Annotated in this window: 28 protein-coding genes and 1 tRNA gene; 12 read left to right on the top strand and 17 right to left on the bottom strand. The window is 61.0% G+C overall.

Features of this window, described 5'->3' with window-relative positions; all coding sequences use genetic code 11:
- Positions 1–5: 5 nt before the first annotated feature.
- The 12 genes from MEMAR_RS08860 to MEMAR_RS08805 form a co-directional block, all read right to left on the bottom strand.
- Positions 6–374: a 50S ribosomal protein L18e gene (locus tag MEMAR_RS08860; RefSeq protein WP_011844639.1), complete on the bottom strand. Its 369-nt coding sequence runs from the start codon at positions 372–374 to the stop codon at positions 6–8.
- Positions 371–1,201 carry a DNA-directed RNA polymerase subunit D gene (locus tag MEMAR_RS08855; protein WP_011844638.1) on the bottom strand — a complete coding sequence of 277 codons (831 nt, stop codon included), beginning with the start codon at positions 1,199–1,201 and terminating at the stop codon, positions 371–373. Before MEMAR_RS08855 ends, MEMAR_RS08860 begins: the two co-directional genes overlap by 4 nt.
- Positions 1,201–1,590, bottom strand: coding sequence for a 30S ribosomal protein S11 (locus tag MEMAR_RS08850; RefSeq protein ID WP_011844637.1), 390 nt, complete (start codon positions 1,588–1,590; stop codon positions 1,201–1,203). The genes MEMAR_RS08855 and MEMAR_RS08850 overlap by 1 nt, the downstream gene beginning before the upstream one ends.
- Positions 1,591–1,594: 4 nt before the next feature.
- Positions 1,595–2,143: a 30S ribosomal protein S4 gene (locus tag MEMAR_RS08845; RefSeq protein WP_011844636.1), complete on the bottom strand. Its 549-nt coding sequence runs from the start codon at positions 2,141–2,143 to the stop codon at positions 1,595–1,597.
- Between the two features lie 11 nt (positions 2,144–2,154).
- Positions 2,155–2,604 (bottom strand): 30S ribosomal protein S13, encoded by a 450-nt coding sequence (locus tag MEMAR_RS08840; RefSeq protein ID WP_011844635.1) that lies wholly within the window; start codon positions 2,602–2,604, stop codon positions 2,155–2,157.
- Between the two features lie 34 nt (positions 2,605–2,638).
- Positions 2,639–2,723 (bottom strand) — tRNA-Ser (locus MEMAR_RS08835).
- A 115-nt stretch (positions 2,724–2,838) separates the two neighbouring features.
- Positions 2,839–3,804, bottom strand: coding sequence for a deoxyhypusine synthase (locus MEMAR_RS08830; protein ID WP_011844634.1), 966 nt, complete (start codon positions 3,802–3,804; stop codon positions 2,839–2,841).
- A 936-nt stretch (positions 3,805–4,740) separates the two neighbouring features.
- A complete protein-coding gene (locus MEMAR_RS08825) occupies positions 4,741–5,523 on the bottom strand; it encodes a CBS domain-containing protein (protein WP_011844633.1) in 783 nt (260 codons plus the stop codon).
- The gene (locus MEMAR_RS08820) at positions 5,520–6,359 is read right to left on the bottom strand and encodes a CBS domain-containing protein (protein ID WP_011844632.1); all 840 of its coding nucleotides are present in this window, start codon (positions 6,357–6,359) and stop codon (positions 5,520–5,522) included. Before MEMAR_RS08820 ends, MEMAR_RS08825 begins: the two co-directional genes overlap by 4 nt.
- Before the next feature lie 7 nt (positions 6,360–6,366).
- The gene (locus MEMAR_RS08815) at positions 6,367–7,314 is read right to left on the bottom strand and encodes a CBS domain-containing protein (protein ID WP_011844631.1); all 948 of its coding nucleotides are present in this window, start codon (positions 7,312–7,314) and stop codon (positions 6,367–6,369) included.
- A gap of 38 nt (positions 7,315–7,352) precedes the next feature.
- Complete coding sequence (locus tag MEMAR_RS08810; RefSeq protein WP_011844630.1) at positions 7,353–8,108, bottom strand: CBS domain-containing protein; 756 nt, start codon at positions 8,106–8,108, stop codon at positions 7,353–7,355.
- Positions 8,105–8,668, bottom strand: a complete 564-nt coding sequence (locus tag MEMAR_RS08805) for a CBS domain-containing protein (RefSeq protein WP_011844629.1) — start codon at positions 8,666–8,668, stop codon at positions 8,105–8,107. The genes MEMAR_RS08810 and MEMAR_RS08805 overlap by 4 nt, the downstream gene beginning before the upstream one ends.
- A 210-nt stretch (positions 8,669–8,878) precedes the next feature.
- Here MEMAR_RS08805 and MEMAR_RS08800 point away from each other — a divergent pair, with 210 nt between their 5' ends.
- The 6 genes from MEMAR_RS08800 (at position 8,879) to uppS (ending at position 13,684) form a co-directional block, all read left to right on the top strand.
- Positions 8,879–9,520, top strand: a complete 642-nt coding sequence (locus MEMAR_RS08800; protein ID WP_011844628.1) for an Era-like GTP-binding protein — start codon at positions 8,879–8,881, stop codon at positions 9,518–9,520.
- A 5-nt stretch (positions 9,521–9,525) separates the two neighbouring features.
- Positions 9,526–9,894 carry a DUF2073 domain-containing protein gene (locus MEMAR_RS08795; RefSeq protein ID WP_011844627.1) on the top strand — a complete coding sequence of 123 codons (369 nt, stop codon included), beginning with the start codon at positions 9,526–9,528 and terminating at the stop codon, positions 9,892–9,894.
- A 20-nt stretch (positions 9,895–9,914) separates the two neighbouring features.
- Positions 9,915–10,292: a Zn-ribbon domain-containing protein gene (locus MEMAR_RS08790; RefSeq protein WP_011844626.1), complete on the top strand. Its 378-nt coding sequence runs from the start codon at positions 9,915–9,917 to the stop codon at positions 10,290–10,292.
- Positions 10,293–10,568: 276 nt separating this feature from the next.
- Entirely contained in the window at positions 10,569–11,729 is a 1,161-nt protein-coding gene (locus tag MEMAR_RS08785) for a KamA family radical SAM protein (RefSeq protein WP_011844625.1), read from the top strand.
- A gap of 165 nt (positions 11,730–11,894) precedes the next feature.
- Positions 11,895–12,905 (top strand): radical SAM protein, encoded by a 1,011-nt coding sequence (locus tag MEMAR_RS08780; RefSeq protein WP_048063814.1) that lies wholly within the window; start codon positions 11,895–11,897, stop codon positions 12,903–12,905.
- Positions 12,905–13,684: a polyprenyl diphosphate synthase gene (uppS, locus tag MEMAR_RS08775; protein WP_011844623.1), complete on the top strand. Its 780-nt coding sequence runs from the start codon at positions 12,905–12,907 to the stop codon at positions 13,682–13,684. The genes MEMAR_RS08780 and uppS overlap by 1 nt, the downstream gene beginning before the upstream one ends.
- A gap of 3 nt (positions 13,685–13,687) precedes the next feature.
- Here the strand turns inward: uppS and MEMAR_RS08770 are convergent, their stop codons facing one another.
- Both MEMAR_RS08770 and MEMAR_RS08765 read right to left on the bottom strand, forming a co-directional pair.
- Positions 13,688–14,278 carry an undecaprenyl diphosphate synthase family protein gene (locus MEMAR_RS08770; protein WP_011844622.1) on the bottom strand — a complete coding sequence of 197 codons (591 nt, stop codon included), beginning with the start codon at positions 14,276–14,278 and terminating at the stop codon, positions 13,688–13,690.
- A complete protein-coding gene (locus MEMAR_RS08765) occupies positions 14,275–15,957 on the bottom strand; it encodes a helix-hairpin-helix domain-containing protein (RefSeq protein WP_143706374.1) in 1,683 nt (560 codons plus the stop codon). Before MEMAR_RS08765 ends, MEMAR_RS08770 begins: the two co-directional genes overlap by 4 nt.
- Positions 15,958–16,098: 141 nt before the next feature.
- Between MEMAR_RS08765 and MEMAR_RS08760 the strand changes: the two genes are divergently transcribed.
- The 6 genes from MEMAR_RS08760 to MEMAR_RS08735 all read left to right on the top strand — a co-directional run bounded on the left by MEMAR_RS08760 (position 16,099) and on the right by MEMAR_RS08735 (position 21,792).
- On the top strand, positions 16,099–16,731 hold the full coding sequence (locus MEMAR_RS08760) for a metal-dependent transcriptional regulator (RefSeq protein WP_011844620.1): 633 nt from the start codon (positions 16,099–16,101) through the stop codon (positions 16,729–16,731).
- On the top strand, positions 16,728–18,578 hold the full coding sequence (gene feoB, locus MEMAR_RS08755) for a ferrous iron transport protein B (protein ID WP_011844619.1): 1,851 nt from the start codon (positions 16,728–16,730) through the stop codon (positions 18,576–18,578). The genes MEMAR_RS08760 and feoB overlap by 4 nt, the downstream gene beginning before the upstream one ends.
- A 145-nt stretch (positions 18,579–18,723) precedes the next feature.
- A complete protein-coding gene (gene dph5, locus MEMAR_RS08750; protein ID WP_011844618.1) occupies positions 18,724–19,476 on the top strand; it encodes a diphthine synthase in 753 nt (250 codons plus the stop codon).
- Positions 19,473–20,042, top strand: a complete 570-nt coding sequence (locus MEMAR_RS12495) for a DUF357 domain-containing protein (protein ID WP_011844617.1) — start codon at positions 19,473–19,475, stop codon at positions 20,040–20,042. The genes dph5 and MEMAR_RS12495 overlap by 4 nt, the downstream gene beginning before the upstream one ends.
- 216 nt (positions 20,043–20,258) lie before the next feature.
- Positions 20,259–21,299 (top strand): lysylphosphatidylglycerol synthase transmembrane domain-containing protein, encoded by a 1,041-nt coding sequence (locus MEMAR_RS08740; protein WP_011844616.1) that lies wholly within the window; start codon positions 20,259–20,261, stop codon positions 21,297–21,299.
- A gap of 46 nt (positions 21,300–21,345) precedes the next feature.
- A complete protein-coding gene (locus MEMAR_RS08735; protein WP_011844615.1) occupies positions 21,346–21,792 on the top strand; it encodes a bifunctional nuclease family protein in 447 nt (148 codons plus the stop codon).
- Here the strand turns inward: MEMAR_RS08735 and hisE are convergent, their stop codons facing one another.
- The 3 genes from hisE to MEMAR_RS08720 all read right to left on the bottom strand — a co-directional run bounded on the left by hisE (position 21,793) and on the right by MEMAR_RS08720 (position 24,075).
- On the bottom strand, positions 21,793–22,086 hold the full coding sequence (gene hisE, locus MEMAR_RS08730) for a phosphoribosyl-ATP diphosphatase (protein ID WP_011844614.1): 294 nt from the start codon (positions 22,084–22,086) through the stop codon (positions 21,793–21,795).
- Positions 22,079–22,519: a NusA-like transcription termination signal-binding factor gene (locus MEMAR_RS08725; protein WP_011844613.1), complete on the bottom strand. Its 441-nt coding sequence runs from the start codon at positions 22,517–22,519 to the stop codon at positions 22,079–22,081. Before MEMAR_RS08725 ends, hisE begins: the two co-directional genes overlap by 8 nt.
- 89 nt (positions 22,520–22,608) lie before the next feature.
- Positions 22,609–24,075, bottom strand: a complete 1,467-nt coding sequence (locus MEMAR_RS08720; protein WP_245526581.1) for a sensor histidine kinase — start codon at positions 24,073–24,075, stop codon at positions 22,609–22,611.
- Between the last annotated feature and the right edge of the window lie 216 nt (positions 24,076–24,291).

The raw sequence follows: 24,291 nt of genomic DNA, 5'->3' as shown, positions 1-24,291 counted from the left end.
TCGTCTCACCTGAGGATCCGTACCCTGCTCCCCTTCGGGTTGTCCCGAACGAGGTCCTCGATAGTCATGCACGTCCCGTTTGCGCCGGTGATCTTGCTCACCGCCGCCTCGGAGAAGTCCAGTGCAGCGATCTTCACCGGCAGGCTGAGCGCGCCGCTGCCGAGCACCTTGCCCGGCACCAGAATCGTCTCGTCCTCATTCGCGTACCGGTTGATCTTGCTGAGGTTCACCTCGGCGTAGTTCTTCCGGGGTGCATCCAGCCTCTTTGCAATCTCGCGCCAGATGTTCGCCTCATGTGCGCGTGACGCATTTTTGAGCGTCACGATGAGGGCGGTCAGCCGGGGGTTCGATTTATTCTCGGTTGTCTTCTTCATTCAGTCCCCTCTCCCGTTATCTCGTTCATCACGTCTACCAGGTCGTCTGATGATTTCTGGATGTATTGTAGCGCTCTCTCGATGATCTCGCGGACGGGTATCGAGCCGTCGCCTTCCACCACGAAGATGAATCTCTCCGCATCGGTACCGATATGGATGGCCGGCTCGGTGCCGATGCCGCCGGCAAGGCATGCCCGCTCGCAGAGCCTGCAGAGGGAACAGAGTTCCTGCCGCTCTTCGACGACCCGGATTTTTCCCTGTGCGGTCTCAAGCACGCTCCTCGGGCACTCGTCGATGCACATGCCGCACCCGTCGCACCGTTCATCGATGGCGATCACCGGGTAGTTCTTGTAACCGCAGGCGGTCGTCGCCTGCCATTTGGCATGCTCTTTTCCGGTGCCGACGATTGCCTGCGCTTCGAGCACGAGCTTCTGGTCCCGCGCGAGTTCGATGATGGGGATCTTCTCATCCGCCGGTGCGGCGTCGGGATCCTGCGGAATCAGGTCGCTTGAGTAGACGGTCTTCGGCCCCTCGACGGAGAGCGTATAGGTCGCAGTGCAGACCGGGCATCCTGCGTCTTCGCAGGTGCATTCGCTGCGCGGCTTATAGCGTTTCAGGTCGGTTCGGAGTGGTATGAGCCCCAGGCGGTGCGCCAGCATCTCATCGAAGAGAACGCTTGTATTGTCGTAGATGCGGACATCTTCGATGGCGAGTGTCGGCACTTCGCTGATCATCGCTCGCCGTAACATATTGGCAAACGACATCGAAACGCCGCTCAGGGTGAATTTGGCGACTCTCTCGTCCAGTCGAGAAAACGCTATCTCCATTACACTCTCCTTCCTCTCCGGCCGCCTTTGCCGCGGATGCTGTCGTGAGGCACCGGGGTGACGTCTTCGATGCGGCCGATCCTCATCCCTGCACGGGCAAGGGCGCGGATCGCTGCCTGGGCTCCGGGCCCCGGGCTCCGCTGTTTGCCGCGGCCGGGTGCGCGGACTTTCACGTGGACGCCGGTGATCCCTTTGTCCCGTGCGTTCTGCGCGACCTGGATCGCCATCTGCATGGCTGCGTACGGCGAGCTCTCGTTTCTGTCCTGCTTTACGACCATTCCGCCGCTGCTCTTGGTGACAGTCTCCGCTCCGGAGAGATCGGTGACGGTGATGATGGTGTTGTTAAAGGAGGCAAAGATGTGCGCGATGCCCCATTTCTCTTCTGCCATGGTTTTACCTCACTCCTGCGCGGGCGATGCGGCTTCTCTCGGGATGAACCTCGTTCGTGAGCGGGGAGGGGCCGTAGTAACTGATCTCGGCCTCTTCGGCTCTCTCGACCCGGTAACCAGGGATGGTCACGCGGCGACCTTTAATCGCGATGTGGCCGTGGGTGATGAACTGGCGCGCCTGCTTGGGGGATCGTGCGAACCCTCTGCGGAGAACCAGCGTCTGAAGCCGGCGGTCGAGCTGCTGCTCGACTTTGAGCGCGAGAACGTCACCGACATCGGCGTTCTCGCCGACGAGACCGTAGCGGTACAGGTGGTTGACGAGCTGGTCTCTCTTCTTCAGGTAGTCCTCCGTGCTGAGCCCACCCGAGCGCAGCGCCACCAGTTCACGGGCGCCGGCGCGGTATTTCCGTAGCACGCTCTGGGCTTTCCAGAGTTCGCGCTTGTTCCGCAGGCCGTAATCGATGATGAGCCGCTTTTCGTCCTCAAGTCTGGTCTTCTCGAACCGCCGCTTGGGCGTCGCGTACTGTTTATGGTTTTTTCCTGGATATCCCATTCAATCACCGTTCAGTCTTTCTTCCTCTTGACGCCGACGGTCGTGCCCGTTCTTCCGGTGGACTTGGTGCGCTGGCCGCGGACCTTCTGCCCGGTCTCGTGCCTGATGCCGCGGTAACTCCGCATCTTTCTCATGCGGTTGACGTCGTCGTCGTTCATCATGGTGAGATCGGTTCCGAGGAGGTGGCGGACCTCTCCGGTGTAGACGTCTTTTTGGCGGTTTACCATCCAGTCGGGCACCTGTTCGGTGTAGGTGTCGACGGCGTTTGCGATCCGTCCGACGGATTCGTCGTCCAGCTTGCCGAGTATGGCATGCGGGTCCACGGCGGCAAGGGCGGTGATGGTGCGCGACGTGTGCGGACCGATGCCCTTGATCCCGGTCAGTGCGATGTGCACTGCCTTGGTGCCGTCGAGATCAGTGTTTCTGACTCGAACAAAGTACTTTATCTCTTCTTCATCCATGTGATCGCCTCATCATCGACCTTGTCGGTGAAAGCGCTGAGGGAGGGATTTGAACCCTCGAGTCCCAGGGGGACACAGGTTTAGCAAACCTGCGCCATACCAGGCTTGGCTACCTCAACATAGAACTTCGCATCTTTCGATACTCGCAACACGCAATGGTGTTGCTCCAGACACAGCATTCTATGACTTGTGCCTACTAATTTTGGTATGATGGCCTAATAATGATTGTGGTGGTCAGGGTGACCGGCGAGCGCGCTCGATACCGCTCCCGATCAGCCCCGATGCGACGATGGGAAGCGCGATCGTGGCATCGCAGAAGCACTGGACCCGCGGGCACGCCGGCGCTTCCTTGCCCCAGCTGATCGCCTCTTCAAACGTGCACCCGGAGAGGCCGCCCCAGTGGGGGGCGTCGGTGGTGTACTGGATCGCGTAGGCGTGCCCGCCGAGGTTCTGATCGTGGATCGACGCGATGACCTGGGTCTGCTGGATGAAGTTCTTCGGGACGCCGCCGCCGACGTAGATGACGCCGGTCTTCTTCGCTTCCTCGACCATACGGGTGATCTCGTCAGTATCGGCGAGCTGGTCGACATCGACGTCGACCCCGCGCCGGCGGGCCATCACGAGACCGATCCCGATCGACGAGTCGCAGAGGGCGGGGATGAAGATCGGGACGCCGTACTCGGCGCAGGTGGCGATGAGCGACCGACCTTGTGGCTTCTGCTCGCGGAGCCAGTTGCCGAGGAGCCGGATGAACTCCCGCGACGAACCCTGGAACGGCGCCATGGTGTCGGCGAACCGCGAAATCTCCGCGTCGATGCTGCGGAACTCCTCCTCGTAGGCAAAGACGTCATAGATGCGGTCGATCCCTTCCGCAAAGAGCGCCTCGTCGTCCGCGTGGTGGTGGCCGAGGTAGTGCCGGACCCCGAGGTGCTCGCAGGTGTCGTGGAAGATGTTCGCGCCCGTCGAGACGATGACGTCGACGTAGCGATGTTTGACGAGTTCGATGAGCACGTTCTGCATACCTGCCGGGATCATCGCGCCCGACAGTCCCATGAATATCGTGCAGTCGGGATCGTTGACCATCCTGGTCCAGATGCCGAGCGACTCCCCGAGTTTTCTCCCCTGAAAACCGGTCCTGCTCATGGACTCTAAGAGGGCCGTTATATTGCTGTTTGGTTTGACTGGCTGCGTTGGTTTCATGGAAATATCGAGATACCGTTTCTGGCTATGGTGTATTAATAATTGGCACCGGGGGGACGGAACGACTGCCCGTAGAGCAGGAGTTCGAGAAGACCGAAGGTCTTCGAGGCGCGAACGTAGTGAGCGTGAGCACCGTTACGTGCGAGGCGCGAACGTAGTGAGCGTGAGCACCGTTACGTGCGAGGCGTGAGCGATAGCGAACGTAAGCACCGTTAGGTGCGAGGAGCGGAGCAGGAGCACCGGAGATGCGCCTACGAACGGCAGGAGTTCGAGCACCGTCAGGTGCGAGCGAACGGGGCGGATGGAGATTTCGGCACTAGCATTATGTGAGGATGGGGAGGGGGCGGGTCGCGGCGAGAGCATGAGAGGTGGTTATGGTCTTGCAGAAGCAGGGATATTCAAGATGTAAGGACAAAGCCCCGTACGCTGGACCGTGGGGCTATCGCCATTGGGGGAACGACGCTCCGAAGAACGACTGTCCGCAGGATGCGAGGGCCCGCAGGGCCGGAGCTTGAGAAACCCGAAAGGGTTTCGGACAGGAGTTCGAGCACCGAAGGTGCGAGGTGGGGCTGACGGGGAGGGGGGCTTGTCCCCCTCCCCTGTCTCCACCAGATACAACAATACCTGTAACCCCCCACCCCACCCGCGCTTCGCGCTCCTCAATCGCACCTTCGGTGCTCATGCTCCGGCCCCGTGGCCCGTCGCAACTCACACCTGACGGTGCTCAAACTCCTGCTGTTCCAGCAGTCGCACCCCGCCCCTTTGGGGCGGGGGCAGTGCGTGGCGATATCCGATGGGAATCCGTGTACGCGATGAGCGATGGTCTGAAGGACATCCAATGAGTCGCCCTTCAATGAGTTCCCGCAAGTCTACACTTTGAGATTTAAACCCGGAGCATCAAGCTCCCCGCCGAAAAAGAGTTGGTTTCAGGTTCCTTCACAGGGCCTGGATGAGTGAGTTCCGGGTCGCGACGCCCGTGATCTTGCCGTTCTGTTTGATCGGGACGGAACTGATGTTCTTCTTGAGCATCAGGTCGATGACGTCGGAGACATCCGTATCCGCGTCCATCGAGATCAGGGGCGCGGTCATGATGTCACGCACGAGGAGGTTCCTGATCCGGTAGTCCTGGTGCGTCCCCTCCACGAGATCCTTGAACGCATGGAGCGCTTTTGCGACATCGGTCTCCGTGACGATGCCGAGGACTCTGTCGCCGTCCTCGACGATGAACCGGTCGATCTCGCCGTCAAGCATCCTGCGGCGGAGGTGGACGGCGCGTTCCTCGCCCTGAATGGTGTGCGCCGGCTCCATGACGTCGAGGATGCCGCCCGCCGGGCGGAGCACCTTCAGGATGTCGCCCGCCGTCACCTGCCCGATCAGGCGGTGCTCGGCATCGAAGACCACGACCAGCTTGTAGTGCTGGAGCAGCGGCACCAGAATGTCGATGCTCTGGTCGGGATACGCGGAGGTGAAGTCTTCCTCGACCGTGTTCGCGACATGAATGGATGTGGCCTTCAGCGCCTGGGTCTTCCTGCTCCCGAGCGTCTCAGCGATTGCCGCGCGGGACGTCGTTCCGATGACCGTGCCGTTGTTGGTCACGATAAGCGGATCGACGCCTTCGCCAAGCATCTTATCGAGCGCTTCGCTGACAAAGGCGGACTTCGCGATGGTGATCGGTTTTGCCATCACGTCTTTGACGAGTACCTGAAATCTGTCGCTCATTTTGCCACTTCCTTGATGATATCATCTCTCTTGAGCATACCGCGGATATCACCGTCCTTCACGACGACGAGGCTGTTGATCTGGTGGTCCAGCATCAGCCCGACGGCATCCTGGAGGGATGCATCGGGGGACACGGTGATGACCGGGCGGCTCATGATGTCTTCCGCAACTGCCGATACCTCGACGACGTATCTGAAGCGTTTCTGCCCCGCCGGCCCCTCTTTCCTGAGGTGAGTAACATCCTTTTTGGGCAGGTTCATCCGCTCGTCCAGATACTCGTAAAATGCGAGGTTACTCTCCGTAATTATGCCGGCAAGGCTTCCATTGTCGTTAACGACAATAAGTTTATCGTTTTTTCCCTTTATCGTGTCGATGACGTGGTCGAGCGAGTGATACCGGTTGACCGTGGCCGCATCCTCCATGATCTCGCTGACCTGTGCGGTGAGTCCCCGGATATGGGCCGAACGCATCAGATCCAGTTTGGTGACGATGCCGCTCACCTTGCCTTCGTTGACCACCGGAAGCCCCGAGATGTCTCGATCGAGCATGATAGCCGCGATATCGCGGATGCCGGTCTCCGGTGCGATCGTGATCGGCTCCAGCGCCATCAGGATGCTGACCGGAATCCGGTCGATCGGGCGCCGCCGCCACATCGGTTCCGTCTGCCTGAGCCGGTAAGCGATATCCTTCTTGGTGAGGATGCCCCGGAGTTCGTCCCCTTCCATGACGGGCAGCCTCGACACCCGGTGTTTGAGCATGAGGTTTCGCGCATAGGCGACGTTATCCTCCGGTGCAACGACGTACACCGGAGATGCCATCACATCAATGGCACGCATCTTCACATCACTCCCCAGAAAATGCTTTTACAAGGTCGTATTCCGTCACGAGTCCGACAAGGTGCGAGTCTTCTATGACCGGGAGCGCCCCGACACGCCGCCGGATCATCTCGAGAGCGATGTCGTGGATGTTCCGGTCGGGTGTGATGGTGTGTAACTCCCCGGAGAGAAGCGACCGCACCGGCGCCCCCATGACCTCGGCGGAGTCCCCGGTCGTCAACTGCTCGAACGCCTTGCCCTTCCCGAGATAACTCATAATATCGGTAGCGGTAACGATCCCGCAGAGAACGTCGTCGGCGACGACCGGAAGGCGCCTGAACCGGCATCTCACCATCTCCCGGCAGACATTGCCGATCGGTGTGTCGGGACCGGTGACGCGTACCGAAGCGTTCATGATATCTTCCGCCTTGCGGCCCGAGTGCTCGGTGGCGAGCACCTTCATCACGTCTCGCTCGGTCACGATGCCCTTCAGTTCCCCTTCGGCGTCGGTGATGGGGATTCCGCCGATATTTTTGTTGACAATGATCTCGACCGCGTCGGCGATGGCTCCGGTTATGGGCATGGTGACCAGGTGCGGAGTCATGATCTCGCGGAGCCCCTCGTTGATGGCCGCGAGGAAGTTCCCTCCATGCTTCACCTGAACAAGGTTGAACTTGTCGCCGCCGCCCATGAAGTCGATGATGTCGCCGACGGTCACGATCCCCCGGAGATGGCGCGTCCCCGCGTCGACGACCGGCAGCCTGCGGAATCCTTCCCGGGTCATGATCCCGACTGCCTGGATGATCGTGGTCGTCTGCTGCGCCACAACAACGTCTCTCGTGGCGATTGCCATGATCTCGCCTTCATACCCGGCGATCTTTGTCTTGAAGTCGACCGGCCCGCGTTCGCGTGTGCCCGGCATCTTCAGGAGCCTGTCGGCCGGTTTCTTATCCGAGTTATTCGAGTTGGGTTGCATCCTATCCTCCTTTGAAATTGTGGTATTTGGAGTCTTCCTCAGGGCAAGCGGCCACTGAGGACGTCATGACGGTCGATAACGCCGACGAGCTGCTTTTTCTCGTCGATGACCGGGAGCATGCTGACGTCGTGTTCGACCATCAGCCGGCTCGCCGTTGCTATCGTGTCGCCAGGCGTCACCGAGATGACGGGTGTCGTCATCACCCGCTCAACGGTGGTGTCCGCCTGGTTCTTCACCGATGTGCGGACACTTCCGGCGCGCAGGAGATCCCGGCGGGAGACTATGCCGATAGTCTCTTTCTTCTGCACCACCGGAAACGCGGTAAACCCGCTCGCGACGATCAGGCTGTAAATGCGGTGTACGGGTTCGTCCGGCGTGCTGGTGACGGGTTCTCGCGACATGGCGTCCTCGACCCTGCCGGGGATGGTGCGACGGGAGATCAGGACGGGGAAGAGTTCGGAGAAGAGCACCCCTCCCTGGTATACACCGTCTTCGTTGACTACCGCAGCGCTGTTTGTACGGGCGTTCATTATAGCGACGCCTGCCTCTGCAAGGGGGGTGTCCCGGGAGACCCGGGCCGCCTCCCGAACAAACCCTTTGATCGTGACGTTCGACTTGGTGTCCATGACTCGCAGGACGTCGGAGATGTCGAGATACCCTCTCAGACGGTTCTTTTCGTCCACGATGTAGAGTTCGCGAAAGACGTCGTCCCGGAGGATGCTCCGTGCTTTCGTGACGTAATCGTCGTAGCGCAGGGTGGGAATCTCCACCATCAGGTTTGAGGCCACCTTCATAGCAACTGCTCCTCTTCCCGACAGGCGGGGCAGAGCATAAGGTTGTCGACCCTTGATAAGTCGTCGGAGATGTTCCCGCACCGGTCGCAGACCCCCATGGCATACTCCTCTTCGCGGTTGATTTCTATGAGATCCGCCAGCAGCTCGTTCACTTCGGCCGCGACGGTGAGGATGTCCCGAACAGTCACGATCCCGATGACCATCTGATCTTCAACGACGGGGAGTCTGCGGACACGGTGTTTCACCATCATTGCCGCGGCGTCCCCGACGAGCTTGTCGGCACCGATCGTGATCAGGGGGGTGCTCATGATCTCGCTGACGCGAATATCACCCGGTTTCAAGTCTTTAGCCACGACTTTGCAGTTGATATCCTCCTCCGTGACGATCCCGGTGGGCAGGTTGTTCTGCAGCACAATGCAGCTGCCGACCTCATCGCGGCACATGATCTGCGCCGCCCGGGCGACAGTCTCACCAACATCGATTGTTGTCGGATGGCTCTGCATGACCTCCCTGACTGGTATGCGTGTCTCGAAACGGATGGCATCGCTATTATTCATCATGGGATTCTCCTAATCTGGCCGCAATTAGAGCCAATTCTCCAGGTGCAAGTCTATCTAGGTTTCAGCAGTATAAAAGAATTCTCTCACTCCGGGAATGTTGTTTGTCTTCAAAATGAGGAGAATGTGCCGGACGGAACATATAATTATATTTATTTGTGAGTGCCACAACTCACTTACGTATAGGCAAATTGGCCTATCTGAGGGAGCTTAATGACATTCTTAGTTCGTACGAAAAGAAAGATCTCGGGGCTATTGAAGGTGCTCTTTAAGAAGCGGACCTGCCGCATCGGGATCTACGGCCCTCCCAATGCCGGCAAGACAACGCTTGCGAACCGGATTGTGCGGGATTGGGTCGGCGATGCGGTCGGCCCGGTCAGTGAGGTGCCTCACGAAACCCGGCGTGTCCGGCGCAAAGAGGATATCACCATCACGGGCCAGAACGGCAGTTCGATCACCATCGACATCGTCGATACGCCGGGCGTGACGACCAAGATCGACTACAATGAGTTCGTCGAGTACGGCATCGATAAGGAGGAAGCGGTCAAGCGGGCACGGGAGGCGACCGAGGGTGTTGCCGAGGCGATGCACTGGCTCCGCGAGGATATCGATGGCGTCATCTACATGCTCGACTCCACGCTGGACCCGTTCCAGCAGGTGAACATCATGCTTGTCGGTATCATCGAGAGCCGGAAACTCCCGGTCCTGATCGTTGCAAACAAAAACGATCTTCCCGACGCGTCTCCCGCGCGGATCAAGAGTGCGTTTCCCCAGCACCCCGTGATTGCCATATCCGGTCTCGAAGGAAACAACGTGGAAGAGTTATACGAGCAGATGACGTCATATTTCGGGTGATGGAGATGATACAGGGTGTACAAATCGACCTGATTTCTGCGGAACGTCTCGAGCGTCTCACCGCGATGGAGAAGATCCGCCTGATCCTCGATGACGTCATGGAAGGAAACATCGTTATCCTGGAGAAGGGGCTCGCGCCGGACGAGCAGAGCAAGCTCATCGAGATCACGATGCGGGAGATCGCGCCGGACGGATTCTCCGGGATCGAGATGGAGACCTATCCGATCAGGGATGCCCAGAATGGGTTCCTGGCGAAACTTCTCGGGGGGAAACGCTCCGAGACCCGGTTGACCGTGATTGGGCCCGCCAACCAGCTCAAGACACTCAAGAAGGAGAAGGATCTCATCAGCGCATGGGTCTCCTCGTCGAGATGAACGGGTATCAGAGGTGATATATGCCTCACAAGTGTACACAATGCGGCAGAGAGTTCGAAGACGGTTCGACGAAGATACTGAAAGGATGCCCGAGCTGCGGCGGGAAGAAGTTTCTCTACATCCGTGAGGCTGAACGGCACGACGACGTGCTGAAGGAGAAGACCATCGACGAGATCGCCCGGGAGACGGGCGAGGAAGTGCTTGAGGTCCAGCAGGATCGACGGAAAACCGAGGAGATCGAGGTCTTCGAGCGTATAGAGAGCATCCGTATCCTCGGTCCCGGATCGTACGAACTGAATATCGAGAAGCTGGCCCGGTCGGACGAGGTCGTCGTCGGACTGGAAAAGGAAGGAAAATACGTTGTGGATATCCTCTCCATGGTCAAGAAAAAGAAGTGATCCGATATCCATTGCTTTAAATAAGGGGGCGGTCGCTGCTTTTGCAGCATTGCGCCCCCAACCGAAGATATAAATATCCTTAGGACCCTTTTGAGGTACAATACGTAATCCGACACTCAATGACGCATGTCGGAGCGACGGTTTCCTGCATGAGAACATGAAACTCTCATGAACCCTTTGCGCAGATCGGATTTCATTCTCGATCTCTCATGCACCTGTCCCCGGCAGTTAGCGGATTGTATCCTGCACTGGAGAGTGTCGTCTGGGAGGTACTCCATGAACACGACATACGATATCCGAAAAACGATCGGGAGCACCAAAAAGCCGATTTATGTTTCATCGCTCGATTCGGTACCCGGTATCGATCCGGAGGAGCGCGCCCGCCTCGCAGAGGTGACCGACCTCTTCGCGTTCCGTGCGAACGACTACTACCTCTCGCTGATCGACTGGGACGACCCGGCCGACCCTATCCGTCGGCTGATCGTGCCGACCGTTGAGGAGCTTGAGCCCTGGGGACATCTCGACCCGTCGTCGGAGCACCGGTATACCCGGGCTCCGGGGCTGCAGCATAAATACCGTGAAACCGCTCTCCTGCTGGTCAGCGACCTCTGCGGCGGTCTCTGCCGCTACTGTTTCCGCAAGCGCCTCTTCATCGAGGAGGCACGCGAGGTGAATAAGGACATCTCCGCGGGGCTTGCCTACATCCGGGATCATCCGGAGATCACGAACGTCCTGCTTACCGGGGGTGATCCCCTGTTCCTCGAGACCGGCCGGGTGCTCGACATCGTCCGGCAGGTCCGCGAGATCGAGCACGTCGGGATCATCCGGATCGGCACGAAGATGCCTGCATACAATCCGTTCCGGATCATCAACGATCCGGCGCTGCTCGACATGATCCGGGACTACAGTATGGACGAGAAGCGTATCTACATCATGGCGCAGTTCAACCACCCGAGGGAACTGACCGATGCCGCATGCCGGGCGGTCGCTCTCCTGCAGGAGGCCGGAGCGGTCGTCATGAACCAGACGCCCCTGATCCGCGGCATCAACGACGACCCCGAGGTGCTTGCCGCGCTCTTCGACAAACTCTCGTTCATCGGCGCGAACCCCTACTACGTCTTCCAGTGCCGTCCGGCGATCGGCAACAGGACGTTCGCGGTGCCGGTGGAGGAGTCCTACCGGATATTCGAGCAAGCCCGGTCGATCTGCTCGGGGCTTGCGAAGCGGGCCCGGTTCGTGATATCCCATGCGACGGGGAAGATCGAGGTGCTCGGGAAGACGGACAGGTACACCTACTTCAAGTATAACCAGGCGACAAACCCGGAGGACCTCGGGCGGTTCATGGTCTATAAGAGCAACCCGGAGGCCTACTGGTTCGACGACTACACGGAACTGGTGGACGAAGGAAGGGTGAGGGGGCCACAGGACCTGGCGTAGGCAGGATTTCGGAGCGACCCTGTTCTTCCCTGTTACCGCCTGCCCTGCCATCCCCTCTCTTTACGGCGGATCCTGCAATCTCTTTTGCCGCCATCTACGCCTCTTCCCGTCCCCGGCGTCACCATCAAACCTTTTCACTTCCGCCATCCTATGAATACTACAGGTATGTCGCAGGAGTCGGGAGTATCCTCCGGCGGGCCGTTCCTCTCTCCGGGGTGCGTCCTCTGCCACCAGGGAGCAAAGATGGTCCTTTTCGTGACCGGCCGGTGTCGCCGCACCTGCTGGTACTGCCCGCTCTCGCGTGAGCGAAAAGGCCGGGACGTGGTGTTTGCAAACGAACGGCAGGTTTCGTCGCCGTCCGAAGCCATCGAGGTTGCGGAGAGCATGAGCGCTCTCGGGACCGGCGTCACCGGCGGCGAACCGCTGCTTGAGATCGAGCGGGTGGTGGACTATTGCAGGGCTCTCAAGGAGCACTTCGGCCCGGATCACCAGATCCACCTCTACACCGGCCTTGCGCCGGACGAAGCCGCGCTCCGGCGCCTGCAGGGGCTGGTCGACGAGCTCCGGCTGCACCCGCCTCATGAGGTCTGGCCGCAGATCCTCGAGACCGATTTCGCCCGCTCCGCCGTCCTCGCCCGACGGCTGGGCTTTCTGATCGGCATCGAGGTGCCGGCGCTCCCGGGGATCGAGGATCTTGCCGCCGCCCTCCCGCTCCTCGACTTCCTCAACATCAACGAGCTGGAGTGGGGCGAGACCTGCGCCGCCGCCATGCGCGAACGCGGGCTCGAGCTCGACGACGGGCTGCACAACGCCGTGAAGGGCGCCCGCCAGTGGGCGGAGAAACTTGCCGGCGACCCGAAAGTCCACTTCTGTTCGTCGGTCTTCAAGGACTCTGTCCAGCTACGGGAACGGTTAAAGCGGATCGCTGCCAATACTGCGCGTCCGTTCGAGGAGGTGACGGATGACGGAACCGTCGTATACGGGGTGCTCGAGCCGGAAGGTGCCGCCGACGGATTCCTGGAGGGTTTAGATGACGATGAGTATGCAGTCTCTGAGGGGCGGATCGAGATGGCGTGGTGGGTGCTTGCCGAGCACGGTGCCGGGTTGCCGGGCAGGAAGTACGTCGTCGAGCGTTACCCGAACGGCGGCATGGTGGTCGAGGTGACACCGCTCTGATGCTGCGATCGGGAGTTGAGCCTCTTTACGAGCGTTACCTGAAATGGCAGGTGAAACACGTTCCCCGGCACGTCGCGGTGATCCAGGATGGAAACCGCCGGTTTGCCCGGGAGCAGGGGCTCGATACGGCGATCGGCCACCGGCTCGGGGCGGACGCCACGGAACAGGTTCTCGACTGGGCGTGCGAGCTCGGCGTGCAGCACATCACGCTCTACACCTTCTCCACCGAGAACTTCCGGAGGGACAGCGCCGAGCTCGAGTCGCTCTTTCTCCTCTTCCGGGAGAAGTTCGCGGCGATCCTGAGAGACAAGCGGGTGCATAGAAACCGTATCCGGGTACAGATGATCGGCGATCGATCCCTTCTCCCCGATGAACTTCTCACGACCATCGATGCGGCGGAGGAGGCGACCCGGGACTACAGCGATTACTTTATCAACATCGCGCTCGCCTACGGCGGCCGGAACGAGATCGTCCACGCCGCCCGGTCGATCCTCGATGAGGTCAGGCAGGGCGCCATCGACCCGGCGGCCATCGATCCCGCGACCGTTGAAGCCCACCTCAACCGGGGAGCGCCCATACCCCCCGTCGACCTGATCATCCGTACCGGCAACGATTACCGGACCTCGAACTTCCTCCCCTGGCTCGCGAACGGTCACGAGTCGGCCGTCTACTTCTGCGCCCCCTTCTGGCCGGCGTTCAGGAAGATCGATCTGTTGCGGGCGATGCGAGTCTACGACCAGCGCATGCGCCTGAAAGAGCGCGTGGCCCGGGGTTCGTGAGGGTTACCGTCCGAACCGCCGGGCTCTCGACTGGAAGTCCCTGAGCGCCCGGAGGAAATCCACTTTCCTGAGCAGCGCCCAGTTGACGTCGAGGAAGAAGAGCTCGGAGTAGACCGACTGCCAGATGAGGAAGTCGGTCAGGTGGTCGCCGCCGGTCTTGATGACGAGATCGGGCTCGTAGTTGAAGGTGAGGTATGACTCCAGCAGGTCTTCGTCGACCAGTTCCGGGTCCACCCCGTCCTCGGCCATCCTTCTCACGCACCCGGCGATCTCCTCCCTGCCGCTCTTGCCGATCGCCACCGTCACGTCCATGCCTTCGCCGCCGACCTCCTTTTCGTCGCGGTAGTGCAGGGTCAGGTGCGCGATCGAGGCGACCTCGCGGATCCGGGGGAGGCACCGCTCCAGCCGGGCGGGGTCGGGGGTGCTGATGTGGAACATGGCACTTTTGATCCCGAGGTCGCGGCACCACTGGGCGGCACGGTAGAGGTTGCCCGGGGCGTCGAGCATATCCTGCCCGGTGATCATGAAACAGATATGCTCCGGCAGCGTCTGGAGGTCTCGAAGGAGGATCTTCTCGTAGAACCGGTAGATCATGACGTCCACTCCAGCAGCGCGGATAGAGAGAGGGTGTTTAAGATGTCGTCCGGAGCGCACCAGCCCCGGCGCGCCAGTTGAATTCCGTTGCGCATGTTTGCAAATTCGCCGATTCTATGGGCATCCGTTCCTGCAGCCAGTTTCACTCCTTCCTTCTTGGCATGCCAGATATAAATATCCTCAAGGTCGAGCCTGTGGGGCGATGCGTTGATCTCGAGGGCCGTCCCCGTCGCCGCCGCATGCGCTATAATCCGCTCGAGGTCGACGGCATACGCCGGTCTGCGGCCGAGCAGGCGGCCGGTGGGGTGGCCGATGATATCGACGTGCTCGTTCTCCATCGCGGTGAGGATGCGCCGGGTCAGGACGTCCCGGTCCTGGGAGAACCCCGAGTGGACCGAGGCGATGACCAGGTCGAGGTCGGCAAGGATTCTGTTCTCGTACCCGAGGGTGCCGTCGCTCCTGATATCCACCTCGCTCCCGGCAAGGAGCCGGCAGTCGTGCCGCCGGTTGATACGCTCGATCTCGGCCTGCTGCTTTGCAAGGGCCTCGGCCCGCACCTTCGAGGAGTGGTCGGTGATCACGATGTACTCGTAGCCCCTTCTGTCCCCCGCCTCCGCCACGTCTTCGAGCGACTGGCGGCCGTCGCTCCACGTGGTGTGGGCGTGGAGGTCGCCCCGCACGTCGGATAGATCGACGAGATCGGGGAGGGCGTGCCGGAGGGCGAGTTCGATCTCGCCCCTGTTCTCGCGCAGTTCCGGCGGAACCGTCTCCATCCCGAGGAACGAAAAGACCTCCTCCTCGCTTGCGAACTCCTGCAGCCGCCCGTTCGCCGAGTCCGTGAGGCCGTCGGGCGTGAGCCGGTAGCCGCGTGCGGCCGCCACATGCCCGAGCCCGGCCAGGAACCCGGCCGAGCCGGTGGCGCAGAGGAGCGCCGTGCCGTACCGGTCTTTTCCGGTGGACCGGACGTTCACTCCGGCGTCGGGGGGTATGCGGTCAGCGACGGCGCTTCCATTCCCGGCAACGACGATCTCAAGCCTGCCCACGGTGCTCGACCCCCGCCGGTAACTCCCCGCAACCGTGTACCGGCCATCCGGCAGGGCGGCCGCCACGTACGCGAGCACGGCTTCTGCCTGCGGGCGGGTCATCCGGTTCGACCTCTGCCGGAACTGCGCGATGCCTCTCTTGATCGCCTCCTCCTTCTTTGATCCGAATCCGGAGAGCACCCTGAGCCGGTGCCCCTTCACCGCCCGCTCCAGGTCGTCCAGGCTCCGGATGCCGAGCCTCTTGTAGAGGATGTGCAATGTCCTGGGCCCCAATCCGGCAACGCCGAGCATTTCGACGACCGATCCTGGTATGGTCGCCTGGAGGTCTTTTAATTCTCCAAACGTTCCGGTGGCGGCGATCTCCCGGATCTGTCCGGCAATCCGGTCTCCGATCCCCGGGATACGGGTGAGTTCTTCCTCGTCGAGCCCGGCGACCGGGAAAGAAAGACGGTCGATCTGCCGCGCCGCCCGTTCGTAGGCAGCGATCCGGTACCGATCCTCCCCCGCGATCCCGAGCAGGCGGGCCATGAACGCGAGCCGTTCGGCAACATCCCTGTTCGTGATCTGGCTCTGCGGGGGTTCCATGATCACCGATCGTCCCCGAACCATATAGGCGTTGATGCTCGGCGGGTACATGTGCAGGATATCCGCCGCGCGAAGCACTGTCCTGGGTCCCGGTCTCCGTCACGCGGTGGCGTGGTTCTCCTTCTTATTGCACCCCGATCCCGATAGCACAACCCAAATCCATAAACTTGTAGAAGTAAAAGAAAATGTAGCATGCTTCCTTCCACGTTTGAGGATTACCTCGAAGCGATCCTCACGATCACGGAAAACGGCGGGCAGTCGGCGACGCTGGACGAGATAACGGCAGCCCTCGATACCGGGAAGGAGGCCGCCGGGACGACCGTCGCCGCTCTGGTCGAGGAAGGATACCTGGAGCGGGCGGACGGAGACGCTGTCAGGCTTACCGGGAAGGGTGCGTCGGTGGCGTCGGTGGTGGCGCGGAAACACCGCGTTCTCCAGTGTTTTTTGACGGAGATGCTCGGCGTCGATGAGGACGCGGCAAGCAGGGAGGCCTGCACGCTCGAGCACGGGATATCCGACGAGACCATCGAGCGGCTCTCCTCCTACATGGACGGCGCCCAGTCCCCGCCGGGACGTATGGGACGTTGCCGGGGGCACGATGTCTGCACGCTGCTCGACTGCAAGGAAGGCGATACTGTCCGGGTGGCGATGATGCGCGGTCATCGGCGGCACCGGAGGCTGCTCGACCTCGGCATCTTCCCCGGCGAGATCGTGCAGATCCGGCGCAAGCTCCCGAACGAGTCGGTCGTCGTCAGGGTGAAAGGCTGCGATATTGCCATCAGCCCCGAGATCGCGAGATCAATCGTCGTGGAGTCGTGTCCATGAGGTTCGCGCTGATCGGCAACCCCAGCGTCGGCAAATCGCTGATCTTCAACCAGCTCACCGGCCTCGGGGTGGAGGTGAGCAACTACCCCGGAACCACCGTCGAGCTGCAGCGGGGCAACACCTGTTTCCAGCGGGAGATCTTCGAACTCGTGGACCTGCCCGGCGTCTACTCGCTGGAAGGAAATTCGGACGAGGAAGGCCTGGTCCGCCGGTTCCTGGAGCAGCAGGACGTCGATGCGGTCATCGTGGTGGCGAACGTCACCCGCCTTGAACGCAACCTCTACCTTCTCCTCCAGGTGGCGGAGTACGGCCTCCCGATGGTCGTCGTGCTGAACATGGCCGACGAAGCCGCAAAACGGGGGCTTGAGATCGATCCCGGCCCGATCCGGGACCTTCTCGGTGTCGAGGTGATCCTGACGGCGGCGTCGCTGGGGAAGAACATCGACCGGATCATCCCGGCGGCGCTCGCCGCCTCGAGCCCGTCGATGGTCGAGATCCCGTACGACCACCACATCGAGGCGGCCGTCCGGAGCCTCGGGAAGATGTTCGATGTCGATCGGAAGGAGAGCGTCCGTGCGCTCCTCGGGTTCGGCGATAACCCGGAACAGCTCGAGGCGGCGCGGACGATCTCCGACGAGATCGAGTCCCGGCACCGGATGACGGTCGCCCAGATCATCGCGGCCAACCGGCACAACTTCGCGCACAAGATCGCCGACCTCACCGTAAAAGAGGAGACGGAACTCCCCCAGACCGATCCGGACAGCATCCTGACGCGGCTCATCCCCGGGATGCCGATCCTCATCGGTATCCTCGTCGGGATGCTCCTCTTCGTCTTCATCGCGGGATCGTTTCTTGAAGAGATGATCGTGGGGTTCTTCGAGGTGTATGCGATGCAGCCGTTCGTCGCGCTCGGGCTGCCCCCGCTCGCCGAAGAACTGGGGGTATCCGTCCTGCTCGCGCTTCAGGCGGGTCTCGGGATAGCGTTCCCGTACGTCTTCCTCTTCTACATCATCATCTCCGTCCTCGAGGACTCCGGATACATGACCCGGGCGGCATTCCTCGCCGACAACGCGATGCACCGGGTCGGGATGCACGGCGGTGCGGTCATCCCTCTCACCTTGGCGTTCGGGTGCAACGTGCCGGCCATCATGAGCATCCGGCTCCTGCGCTCCCGGCGTGAGCGGATCATCGCCTCGTTCCTGGTCACGATGGTCCCCTGCTCGGCCCGGACGGTCATCATCGCCGGGATCGTGGCGAGTTTCGTCGGCATCGCGGCGGCGTTCAGTGTATACGCCATCGTCTTTCTCCTGATCCTTGCGACGGGGCTCGTCCTCTCCCGCGTGACGCCCGGCGAGCGGTTCGGGATGATCATGGAGATGGTTCCGCTCCGCTGGCCCGACCCGAAACTGGTGATGAAGAAGGCATGGTCGCGCCTCTCGGAGTTCCTCTTCATTGCGATGCCCCTGCTCCTCGCGGGAAGTGTCGTCCTCGGGCTCCTGGAATTCTTCGGCGTCATGACGTTCTTCGAGGGGCTCGTGGAGCCGTATACCATGGCCCTCCTTGGCCTTCCCGGCTACTCGGCGACGGCGCTCGCCTTCGGGATCCTCCGTAAAGAGATGGCGTTCGAGACCCTTGCCATCCTCGCGGGCACCGCCGACCTCGGGGCGGTGCTCTCGTCGCTCCAGCTCTACATATTCGCGGTCGTGACCGTCCTCTTCGTCCCCTGCCTCGCGACGATCACGGTCCTCCTGCGCGAGGTCGGTTCAAAGATCACGCTCGCGATCACGGCCTACACGGTTGCCCTCGGTCTCCTGATCGGGAGCCTTCTCTTCCATCTTCTGGGGTAGGGAGCCGGATCCCGGAGGGAGCGGCGCCTCACCCCGATCCGTTACCTCTACGAGGGGGGAGCACCGATAGTTGAGAGATGACGATGCGACTTCTGCAGAGGTATCGCGGCTGCGCCGTGCCCCCTGTCCCTGGAGTGAGTTACCCATGCTGACGTTCGTGGGCCTCGGGCTCTACGATCTCGGAGATATATCGGTCAAAGGCCTCGAGTACGTCAGAAACGCCGATACCGTTTTCCTTGAAGCGTATACTTCGCGGCTGATGGGAACGGATACCGCCGCGATGGAAGCGTTCTTTGAGAAGGATATCCGGGTTCTCGGCCGGGAGGACGTCGAGCAGACCCCCCGCGAGATCCTCGAGTGTGCCGCTGCCGGCCGGGTGGCGTTCCTGACCGGGGGAGATCCCATGGTCTCGACGACGCATGCCGATCTCCGGATGCGGGCGGCCGCCGCCGGGATCGAGACCTCCATCATCCACGCTTCATCCATATCGAGCGCGGTCTCGGGTCTCTCGGGCCTGCAGAACTACCGGTTCGGGAGGTCCTGCTCGGTGCCGTTCCCCGCGAAGGGCTGGTTCCCGACGGCTCCCATCGAGACGATCGCGGCGAATCTTGCGCTCAACCTCCATACGCTTGTCTTCCTCGATATCCAGAACGACCGCTACATGCGCGTCCCGGAGGCGATCGCCGTTCTTGAGGAGATGGCGGAGAAACGCGGCATCGAACCGCCTGCGCTCTACGTGGGGATCGCCCGGGCGGGTTCGGAGCGCCCGGTGGTTGCCGCCGGGGCCGGTGCGAACCTCAAAGAGATGGATTTCGGTCCTCCGCTCCATATCCTCGCCGTTCCGGCGGACCTCCACCCGATGGAGCGCGAGTACCTGGAGACCTTCGCCGGCCTATGAACCTCGACGATTACGGCGCTCTCTGTGGAGAGGCCCTTTCCCCGGTCAGGACCGCCGTCCCGGAGGGCACCCTCCTCCACCGGGCGGCCCGGGAGGTGATCGAGATGGCTATCGCCTACCACAGCGACGGGCTCGCGTTTCTCCGGGGGGGCGACCCGGTCAACGCGCTCGCCGCGTTTGCCTACGGGCTCGGCTGGCTCGACGCGGGCTCGTGCCTCGGGCTGCTCGACCCCTCTATCGCCCACCCTCCGGTTGGATTGGATGCGTGCATACCGGAATCGCAGGCTGCCCACCTGGACGAGAAAACGCACCGCTACCGGCGGATGCTCGATGCGGCCCTCGGGATGGTCGAGGCGGCAGCGGACGAGGCGAGCCCGCTTCACGCAGGGGCGGGGGAGTTCTATTCGGCGGCACGCACCTGGTATGCGGAAGGCACGGAATACCTCGATGCGGGCGACTTTGCCGCCGCCCTCGCCCGGTTCAGTTACGGCTATGCCTGGCTCGATGCCGGCATCCGCGCGGGGCTGTTTCGGATAACCGGGGAACGGGGTCTCTTCACCGTCTAGGATCCGGTTATCCCGCTCCATTGGTCTGTATCGCGTGGATTCCCGCTTCTATCGATTTTTCGATAAACCCATCGTTAAATAGTAGCCGCACGATATTTTATTAATAAAAATTCGGGTGTTTCTCCCCCGTGTTGCCCGGCCGAGCGCAAACGGCTGCGGCAACAGGGGGTGAGGTGGACTGTCTGCGTGCCGCCCTCGTGCCCGGGAGTGTAGAGGATGAAGAGGTCTCAGTGGAAGTGGCTGATCGTCTCGTTAAGTTTTAGCGCTCTTGTCATGGCGGGCGTTCTGTATTTCACCGTCGACGAGTCGACGATCGAGTACCTCAGCCGGATAAACCCGTTCTACCTGGTTCTTGCCGTCCTCTTACACATCCTCTCGCTCGGGTTCTGGGCGCTCCGCATCCAGAAGATGTCGGCGTCGCTCGGGTACCGGGTGCGCCTGCGGCACTGCCTGAACCTGGTACTGGCGAACATGCTCGTTGCGGCGGTAACTCCGTCCCAGGCGGGCGGGGAACCGGTCAGAGTTCATGAACTCTACCGGGCGGGCGTTCCGGTCGGGGACGCCACCGCCGTCGTCATTATGGAGCGGATCCTCGACGGGATCGTTCTCGGGGCACTCGGGGCCTTCGCCATGCTCTTCCTCGGCAACTACTGGAGCAGCCTCACCTCGGGGTTCAGCGGGGTGAGCGTCATGATGTACGTCGCCTGGATCTTCGTCACCTTCTTCGTACTGGTCTTCGTCTACTCCGTCAGGAACCCGGACCATCTCAAGCGGGTGCTCAAATGGGTCTCGCGGTGGATTGACCGCCGCTGGCACTTAAAGCGGCTCGAAAACCTGCTGGAGACGATCGACCGCGAGGTGGACAACTTCAACCGGGGGCTCGTCAAGTTCGTGAACCACGGCAAAAGCGGCCTCGTGTGGGGGATGCTCTTCACCCTGCTCTTCTGGATATCGGAGTTCGTCATTGCATCGCTGCTCCTCGTGGGCCTCGGGCAGCCTCCGCATCTCATCGAGTCGTTCGTCGTCCAGCTCGTCATCGCCATCATCATGATGATCCCGCTCACCCCCGGGGGCTCGGGCGTTGCGGAGATCGGCGCCACGTCGCTCTACAGCCTCTTCGTCCCGTCTGCGATCGTGGGTGTTTTCGTCCTCCTCTGGCGGCTGATCTTCTACTACCTGAACATCCTTCTCGGTCTTCTTTCGAGTCTTGTCATTGTCCGGCGTGAGTTTCTCGCCCGCGTCAAAAAGCAGCGGTGATACACCCCAAGGTTTAAAAATCAGAAGGCTGATGTCAGGTGATCACATGACGGCGCAAAGTTGCAGGGTGCAGGGTGTGTTCATGTCGGTGAGCGAGATGGGAGCAGCACCAACGGTTGTCCTGGATGCCGGGAGCGACAGCACGATACCCATCTATGTCGGACTCTGGGAAGCGATCTCGATCAGCAACGCGCTCAATAGTGAAATGCTTCCCCGCCCCATCACCCACGACCTCATCGTCGAGGTGTTTCGGAATTTTGATATCGCTCTCGATGCCCTGCACATCGATTCCCTGGAGGAGGGGGTCTTCTACGCCAAACTCCTTCTGCGGCAGGGATCGCGAACGGAGATCATGGACTGCCGGCCGAGCGACGGGATAGCCATCGCTCTGCGCTACCGTGCGCCGATCATGATCGAGGATGCGGTCGTGGAGACGGCGGCGGTAAAGAAGGACGATCTCCCGAGGATGGTCGACCTGAAGGAGTACCTCTGATTACTTCCGGCGTGCTGCGAGTTCATCGAGCACGTCCCCGACATCGGTGCCCGATGCCTGGAGCGCTACCAGAAGGTGGAAGAGGAGATCGGCGGCTTCGGAGACCGTCCTCTCCGGCACCTGGTTCTTGGCGGCAAGGATGAACTCGACCGCCTCTTCACCGACCTTTTCGAGGGATTTGTCGATTCCTTTCCGGTGAGTCAGGACGGAACTGACGTAACTCCCGGCAGACGGATGCTCCGCCCGCTCCTGGATGACCTGCCAGACTTCTTCGAGGATGTTCCAATCACGCATGGGTATCAACTCCTGCGAGCACCTCGCCGAGTTCGGTATCGAAGTACCGGGCAAGGAAGAGCCGCGCCTTCTCGATGGTGCATCCGCCTTTCCCTATGGCGATGCCGAGGTCGTTCTGGTTAATATATACTGCGAGTTTCCCGTTGTCTCCTTTCGCGACGCCGACGACGTCGGCAGGCTTGAAGACGTTCTTCGCGAATTGCTCGATCTGGGGGGAATATTCGACCATCTCGATGCGTTTTCCGAGAACCCTCTGCATCTTCCGGATATTGCTTCCCTTCCGACCGATGGCGAGACCCATGTCTCCTTCTTTTATGAGGTATACTATGCGGTCGAAGCGCTCGTCGATGATGCAGTCCAGCGCGGTCGCCCGGGTTAGAATTCTCAACTCTTCGATATATCTTCGTTCTTTAAAGCATATGGTTCGTATCATTGAAGCGGTCCCCAATGGGAATGATGCGGTATGATATAGTCGCTCGCGGGATATATACCTGAGTACCCGTGGGCGTTGGGGAGGGGAGTCTAGCACTTCTGCAGGATAATCTTTATTGCCACACCTTCCTCCGGCTTGCCGGGAACCCGGTCGGCCGCCCAGACGCGTCCGCCGTACCGGTTCACGAGGGTCTTGACGATGTGAAGGCCGAGACCCCTGCTTCCGGAGGCGGTTTTGCTGCCCTCACTGCTGAAACGATCGAAGATGTTCGGCTTTAGGTGATCCGGTATGCCGATGCCGGTATCGGCTACGGAGAGCACCACGGTATCTGCGGTCTCCATGACGGATACGTCGATCCTGACCTTCATGCCGCCGAACTTGATGCTGTTGCTGATCAGGTTGGATATGATATGCTCAAGAAGGGGGTTCGCCCAGACCATGCAGGTTCCCCCTTCATATCGGATGTCGATGCCTGCGTACCGCTGCATCTGGTCGCGAATGGCGGCGGAGAGGTCGGCTGGTTCCAGGCGGATGCTGTGTTTGTTGAGCGCGGTCAGAAGTTCGACGTTCTTGATGACGTTGATCCCCTGCTCGATCGTGATCTTGACCCTCTGAGCGAGTTCTGCCTCCTCGCCGGAGAGGCGGTCGCGGAGCATCTCGATGATCGTTGCCGCAACCATGCTGGTGTTGTAGATATCGGTGCCGAGCAGGTCGAGGTAGAGGCTGGAGAGCCGGCTGACCTGTTCGCAGGCGATGTCCCGGGTGATCTCCCGGCTAACCCCGGTCGCGGCCACGATCCTCCCGGAAACGTTGTGCAGGGGGTGGATGGCGACCTGGAACGACCGCTTCTCACCGTGCCACGGGAACGACCGGGTCTCCGATATGGCCTCCCCCGTCTCGATGACCCGTTGTGCGGTCCCGGCCAGGAAGTCGGCCTCCTCCTGCGGCAATAGAACGTGAGGTGTCCTGCCCACGACTTCTTCCGGGTTTACGCCCTGATTCCAGCCGCCGGTCCAGAAAAACTGGGTGAAGATGCCGTCCCTATCGAGCGTGAAGATCATGTCGGGAAGAGAGTTCGCCAGGATCCGCACCTGCTCCTCCGGCACTCCACCGGACTCCTCGGCTGTCCTCTCCGATGGGACGTCGCGGATGGTCTCGACCGCACCGATCTGTCGGCCGCCGGTATCGTAGAGGGGGGCAGCCATGCAGACGACCGTTCTCCCGGATCTCGTTGGGATGTGCGACTCGGCGAGTAACTCTTCGCCTTCGTGGTGCAGCAGGCGGTAATGGCCGCTCCCGGCTTTGCCGTGAGTCAGGATACAGTTTGCCAGTGTGGGACACAACTCGCCGAACAGCGCTTTTCCATGGGCATACTCGCCTTTTCCAACGACCTCTTCTGCCGGAACGCCGGTGTACCGCTCCATGCTGTCGTTCCAGACGATCACCCGTCCCTCGCAGTCGAGGATGAGCGCCGGCTGCTGGAGGTGGTTGAAGATGCTCATGGGTATCTGGCTGCGATTCATGGACTCCCTGACTCGTTTCTGCTCTGTTTTCACACGCATCACCCGGGAACGGTTCTCGTCCCGCAATGCCGCGAGAAGGCCCTCTCACCCGGATCTCCGGGCTGGTCCTTCGTGCCGGCCGATACGATGCCCCCTGCTTAGTACCATTGGGGCGAACGCACAGGAAAAAGGTCTGGGGCGGCCGCTTAAAAGAGTGTCCATTTATCTCCTGCGATATATACTTTCGAAGAGATTTATTATTTATACTTT

This window comes from Methanoculleus marisnigri JR1, from assembly GCF_000015825.1.
Lineage (GTDB): Archaea > Halobacteriota > Methanomicrobia > Methanomicrobiales > Methanoculleaceae > Methanoculleus > Methanoculleus marisnigri.
Note: the sequence above shows the minus strand (reverse complement) of the source record. Positions and strands in the feature narration are given on the sequence as shown.

What these genes read in the sequence shown, in the direction of transcription:
- MEMAR_RS08845 (WP_011844636.1), bottom strand. Translation starts at nt 2,143, where the DNA reads ATGGGATATCCAGGAAAAAACCATAAACAGTACGCGACGCCCAAGCGG.
- MEMAR_RS08760 (WP_011844620.1), top strand. Translation starts at nt 16,099, where the DNA reads ATGCTTCCTTCCACGTTTGAGGATTACCTCGAAGCGATCCTCACGATC.
- MEMAR_RS08765 (WP_143706374.1), bottom strand. Translation starts at nt 15,957, where the DNA reads ATGTACCCGCCGAGCATCAACGCCTATATGGTTCGGGGACGATCGGTG.
- MEMAR_RS08740 (WP_011844616.1), top strand. Translation starts at nt 20,259, where the DNA reads ATGAAGAGGTCTCAGTGGAAGTGGCTGATCGTCTCGTTAAGTTTTAGC.
- MEMAR_RS08830 (WP_011844634.1), bottom strand. Translation starts at nt 3,804, where the DNA reads ATGAAACCAACGCAGCCAGTCAAACCAAACAGCAATATAACGGCCCTC.
- feoB (WP_011844619.1), top strand. Translation starts at nt 16,728, where the DNA reads ATGAGGTTCGCGCTGATCGGCAACCCCAGCGTCGGCAAATCGCTGATC.
- MEMAR_RS08770 (WP_011844622.1), bottom strand. Translation starts at nt 14,278, where the DNA reads ATGATCTACCGGTTCTACGAGAAGATCCTCCTTCGAGACCTCCAGACG.
- dph5 (WP_011844618.1), top strand. Translation starts at nt 18,724, where the DNA reads ATGCTGACGTTCGTGGGCCTCGGGCTCTACGATCTCGGAGATATATCG.
- MEMAR_RS08795 (WP_011844627.1), top strand. Translation starts at nt 9,526, where the DNA reads ATGATACAGGGTGTACAAATCGACCTGATTTCTGCGGAACGTCTCGAG.
- hisE (WP_011844614.1), bottom strand. Translation starts at nt 22,086, where the DNA reads ATGCGTGATTGGAACATCCTCGAAGAAGTCTGGCAGGTCATCCAGGAG.
- MEMAR_RS08810 (WP_011844630.1), bottom strand. Translation starts at nt 8,108, where the DNA reads ATGAAGGTGGCCTCAAACCTGATGGTGGAGATTCCCACCCTGCGCTAC.
- MEMAR_RS08815 (WP_011844631.1), bottom strand. Translation starts at nt 7,314, where the DNA reads ATGCAACCCAACTCGAATAACTCGGATAAGAAACCGGCCGACAGGCTC.
- MEMAR_RS08725 (WP_011844613.1), bottom strand. Translation starts at nt 22,519, where the DNA reads ATGATACGAACCATATGCTTTAAAGAACGAAGATATATCGAAGAGTTG.
- MEMAR_RS08785 (WP_011844625.1), top strand. Translation starts at nt 10,569, where the DNA reads ATGAACACGACATACGATATCCGAAAAACGATCGGGAGCACCAAAAAG.
- MEMAR_RS08820 (WP_011844632.1), bottom strand. Translation starts at nt 6,359, where the DNA reads ATGCGTGCCATTGATGTGATGGCATCTCCGGTGTACGTCGTTGCACCG.
- MEMAR_RS08780 (WP_048063814.1), top strand. Translation starts at nt 11,895, where the DNA reads ATGTCGCAGGAGTCGGGAGTATCCTCCGGCGGGCCGTTCCTCTCTCCG.
- MEMAR_RS08850 (WP_011844637.1), bottom strand. Translation starts at nt 1,590, where the DNA reads ATGGCAGAAGAGAAATGGGGCATCGCGCACATCTTTGCCTCCTTTAAC.
- uppS (WP_011844623.1), top strand. Translation starts at nt 12,905, where the DNA reads ATGCTGCGATCGGGAGTTGAGCCTCTTTACGAGCGTTACCTGAAATGG.
- MEMAR_RS08735 (WP_011844615.1), top strand. Translation starts at nt 21,346, where the DNA reads ATGACGGCGCAAAGTTGCAGGGTGCAGGGTGTGTTCATGTCGGTGAGC.
- MEMAR_RS08840 (WP_011844635.1), bottom strand. Translation starts at nt 2,604, where the DNA reads ATGGATGAAGAAGAGATAAAGTACTTTGTTCGAGTCAGAAACACTGAT.
- MEMAR_RS12495 (WP_011844617.1), top strand. Translation starts at nt 19,473, where the DNA reads ATGAACCTCGACGATTACGGCGCTCTCTGTGGAGAGGCCCTTTCCCCG.
- MEMAR_RS08790 (WP_011844626.1), top strand. Translation starts at nt 9,915, where the DNA reads ATGCCTCACAAGTGTACACAATGCGGCAGAGAGTTCGAAGACGGTTCG.
- MEMAR_RS08860 (WP_011844639.1), bottom strand. Translation starts at nt 374, where the DNA reads ATGAAGAAGACAACCGAGAATAAATCGAACCCCCGGCTGACCGCCCTC.
- MEMAR_RS08805 (WP_011844629.1), bottom strand. Translation starts at nt 8,668, where the DNA reads ATGATGAATAATAGCGATGCCATCCGTTTCGAGACACGCATACCAGTC.
- MEMAR_RS08855 (WP_011844638.1), bottom strand. Translation starts at nt 1,201, where the DNA reads ATGGAGATAGCGTTTTCTCGACTGGACGAGAGAGTCGCCAAATTCACC.
- MEMAR_RS08800 (WP_011844628.1), top strand. Translation starts at nt 8,879, where the DNA reads ATGACATTCTTAGTTCGTACGAAAAGAAAGATCTCGGGGCTATTGAAG.
- MEMAR_RS08825 (WP_011844633.1), bottom strand. Translation starts at nt 5,523, where the DNA reads ATGAGCGACAGATTTCAGGTACTCGTCAAAGACGTGATGGCAAAACCG.